The sequence below is a fragment of the Deltaproteobacteria bacterium genome, from assembly GCA_011375175.1.
GTDB lineage: Bacteria > Desulfobacterota > GWC2-55-46 > GWC2-55-46 > DRME01 > DRME01.
Window position 1 is genome coordinate 1 of the sequence record DRME01000123.1, and the last position, 2,969, is coordinate 2,969.

Sequence of the window (2,969 nt, forward strand, 5' to 3'; positions counted from 1 at the left end):
CGAGACATATGACCTCGTCACCGTCCCGCAAAAGCCTCTCGCACAGATGGGACCCGATGAAGCCGGCCCCGCCGGTAACCAGCACCCTCCTGCTCAATATCTCCCTCTCCTCTCATGCTGAAGCAGCCTTTTCAGCTCCCCGCGTATGTTCCACATTTTGCAAGCAAAATGTGGAACATACGCGGGGAGCGGTCCATATCCGAACAGCATATGCAGGGGCGTGGTGGAGACGCGGGCCTGCGTCCCTTCCACGGAAAGTCTCCCCTCATCAGGAGCTCTTGCGGCCCGCGGGGCTGCGCCCGCTGTAAAAGCGCGCTATCTGCTCCACCACGTAGCGTTGCTGGCCGGCCTTGAGTTCCGGGTATATGGGCAGCGCAAGCGTCTCTCTGGCGGCCTTCTCCGACACCGGCATGGAGCCCCGCCCCAGCCCAAGCCCCTTGAAGCACTCCTGGAGGTGCAGCGGCACGGGATAATAGACCTCGCTGCCCACACCCTTTCCGGCAAGATAGGCCCGCAGGGCGTCCCTCTTCTTAAGACGCACAACGTACTGGTTGAATACGTGTCTGCACCTGTGACTCTCTACGGGCAGTCCCACGCCCTCGAGCCCCGCCTTGGTGAAGAGCTCCCTGTAGCGGGCCGCGTTGGCGATGCGCCCCTCCATCCAGCGGTCCAGATACTTGAGCTTCACCCTCAACACGGCGGCCTGTATCTCGTCGAGCCTGCTGTTCACTCCCACGTAGCGGTGGTAGTAACGGTGGTGGCTGCCGTGGACGCGCAGCATGCGCAGCTTGTCGGCGAGCCTCTTGCTGTCCGTCGTTATCATGCCGCCGTCGCCTATGCCGCCGAGATTCTTGGTGGGATAAAAGGAAAAACACCCCATCGTCGCAAGCGAGCCGGCCCGTTTCGAACGGTACTCCGCCCCGATGGCCTGGGCGGCGTCCTCTATGACCTTCACGCCGTAGCGGCGGGCGGCGGCGTTTATGGACGACATGTCGGCGCACTGGCCGAAGAGATGCACGGCGAAGACCGCCTTGACCCCGGCGCCCGAGGCCGCGCACGCGGCGAGCCGCTCTTCGAGCTTTCCGGGATCGATGTTGTAGGTCAGCGGGTCGATGTCAACGAACTCGGGAACGGCTCCGAGCCGCGCTATCGAGCCCGCCGTGGCGAAGAACGTGTATGGTGTCGTCACGACCCGGTCGCCGTGGCCCACATCGAGGGCCATGAGCGCCAGAAGGAGCGCATCGGTGCCCGAGGCCACGCCGACGGCGTACCTCGTCCCGCAGTAGGCGGCTATCTCTTCTTCGAGAGCCGCCACGTTCTCGCCGAGCACGTAGCGGCCGGAGTCGCATACCTTCTTTACGACGTCCAGGACTTCCTTGCGTATGTCCCTGTACTGGGGGCCGAGATCGAGAAGCGGTACCCTCAAAAATATCCTCCTGCAAATTTCTTCTGCCCTGCCGGCGACTCCAGTCCTTCAAGCCTTCCACAGCGCTCCCTTCACTGCTCCTTGAGCCCCAGCGTCTGCGCCGCCCTGTCGAGTATGCCGTTTATGAAGGCCGCCGACTCGTCGGCGCCGAAACTCTTGGCAAGCTCGACGGCCTCGTCTATGACCACCCGATAGGGCGTCTCGCGGCGATAGAGAAGCTCGAAGACCGCCATACGCAGGATATTGCGGTCGACGACGGCCATCCTCTCCACCGTCCAGTGCTCGGAACTCTCCTCGATGACGCCGTCGATCTCCCCCATGTGTTCCGTGACGCCTTCAAGGAGCAGACGGCAATACTCATGGGCGGCGCTCCCCCTGGAAAACCTCCTGAGCACCGTGAGCGCCGCCTCGCCGGGGCCCGCGCCCGAGAGGTCCATCTGGTAGAGCCCCTGCAGCGCCGCTTCACGGGCCTTTCTTCTCTCTGTCATGGGGAAACTAAACCAAAGGGGAGGTCTCCGCCCTCCCCCTTCCTTCGCGCACTATCTCTTCCGGCCGTCCCGGCCCAACCTCCGTCCAGGCCCCTCATGAGCCGGCCTTCAACCCATGGCCTTGAAGAGGTTGGCCATCTCGACGGCCGCCAGGGCCGCGTCGCGCCCCTTGTTGCCCGACTTGGTGCCCGAACGCTCTATGGCCTGCTCCAGGCTGTCGGCCGTCACCACCCCGAAGGCCACCGGCACGCCGCTCTCCAGACTCGTCCTCGCTATCCCCCTGGCCGCCTCGCCCGCCACATAGTCGAAGTGAGGCGTCGCCCCCCGCACTATCACGCCGAGGCATATGACACAGTCGTAGCGGCCGCTCTTTGCCAGCCTCTGGGTGGCAAGGGGCATCTCAAAGGCCCCGGGCACCTTGACGATCTCTATATCCTCGTCGGCCGCGCCGCTTCTCAAAAGCGTATCGACCGCCCCTTCTACAAGGCGCTCGCCCAGAAACTCGTTGAACCGGCTGACCACAATGGCCGTCTTCAGGCCGGCGGCGCTTAACTTCCCCTCCACTATCTTCGGCACTTCCCCCCACCTCCTTCTTACTTACTTTCTTTTTGAAAAAAAGAAAGTAAGCAAAGAAAAACCAATGCCCCATGGTTCTACAGAAGCCTCAATATCCCCACAGGAGCGCAGGCTTCAATCTCGATTTACACGAACAGGGCTATCCTTCCGAAATCTTCACCCCTCCGGCACGAACGCCGCGGCCCAACAGAGGCCCCGGTGGGGGGATCGGGTCGCAAAGGCGTAGCCAACCCCGCCTGGCGCGCCCCGATCCCCCCATCGGGGGCCGTCAAAAAACACGGCTATAGCAAAGACCAATGCACCCTGCCTCTACACAACCCCCAATATCCTCACAGGAGCGCCGCCTTCAATCTCGATTTACACGAACAGGGCTATCCTTCCGAAACTTCACGCCTCCAACACGAACGCCGCGGCTCAACAGAGGCCCCCGGTGGGGGGATCGGGGCGCAAAGGCGTAACCACCCCGCCTGGCGCGCCCC

General features: G+C 63.0%; 4 protein-coding genes. All 4 read right to left on the minus strand.

Going from position 1 to position 2,969, the window contains the following annotated elements; translation table 11 throughout:
* Positions 1–100: NAD-dependent epimerase/dehydratase family protein (locus tag ENJ37_09885; protein HHL40805.1), on the minus strand; the 100-nt coding region annotated here is incomplete at its 3' end.
* 168 nt (positions 101–268) lie between these two features.
* Positions 269–1,426 carry a DegT/DnrJ/EryC1/StrS family aminotransferase gene (locus ENJ37_09890; protein ID HHL40806.1) on the minus strand — a complete coding sequence of 386 codons (1,158 nt, stop codon included), beginning with the start codon at positions 1,424–1,426 and terminating at the stop codon, positions 269–271.
* A gap of 71 nt (positions 1,427–1,497) precedes the next feature.
* Positions 1,498–1,914, minus strand: coding sequence for a transcription antitermination factor NusB (gene nusB / locus ENJ37_09895; protein ID HHL40807.1), 417 nt, complete (start codon positions 1,912–1,914; stop codon positions 1,498–1,500).
* Between the two features lie 108 nt (positions 1,915–2,022).
* Complete coding sequence (locus tag ENJ37_09900) at positions 2,023–2,490, minus strand: 6,7-dimethyl-8-ribityllumazine synthase (GenBank protein ID HHL40808.1); 468 nt, start codon at positions 2,488–2,490, stop codon at positions 2,023–2,025.
* Positions 2,491–2,969: the final 479 nt, after the last annotated feature.